The sequence below is a fragment of the Marinagarivorans sp. genome (assembly GCF_982758155.1).
The window spans coordinates 20,203-20,848 of record NZ_CEXWTU010000071.1; the positions used below are offsets into that span (position 1 = coordinate 20,203).

The window sequence follows — 646 nt, forward strand, 5'->3', positions numbered from 1 at the left end:
GTCCTTGCCGACTCGTGTTATGCCGGCGGCTTGGGGGCAGAGCAAAGTTCATTATTGTTTGGCCTAGGCGGCGGTAACTTCAACGAAGCCGTGATTAAATCAGGCTTAAGCAAGCGTGCGCGCGTAGTGATTTCCTCGGGTGGTAACAAACCCGTTTTAGATGGCACCGCGCAACACAACTCAATCTTTACAAAAGCCCTAGTTGACGCCTTAGAAAGTAATGACACGCTACTTAAAGACAGTGATTTATTTTCGCATCTAGCCATCAACATCGGTGATGTAAGCACCAGACTGAAAATGCCGCAAACCCCCGAAATGCGCCCTATTCGTGAAGCCGGCCACGAAGGCGGTACCTTTTACTTTTTGCCGCAGCAAAGCACGCTTTAATCAATCGAAATCAAATGGTATGGACCTCATCACACCCCATACCATTTGATTTGCGCTCGGCACTTCCCTCTATCGTCCCGTCGCGATAGAATCCCACCGTTTGTACATCCAAAAACGCAATTTAATGTGTACAGCAATGCATACCGCTAAAACACCAAAGGATAGGTCGCCTGGCTGGTAAAGTTACACTTATGAGTGCTTAGCAACACGCAAGCACAATCATTGAAGGTAAAAGGACTCACAGTGTTTGAACTTCAGG

Annotated in this window: 1 pseudogene; it reads left to right on the forward strand. The window is 47.7% G+C overall.

Annotation, left to right across the window (positions count from 1 at the left end):
- Positions 1-387: pseudogene (locus tag AC3A8L_RS09970) on the forward strand (hypothetical protein); the annotation flags it as partial.
- Between the last annotated feature and the right edge of the window lie 259 nt (positions 388-646).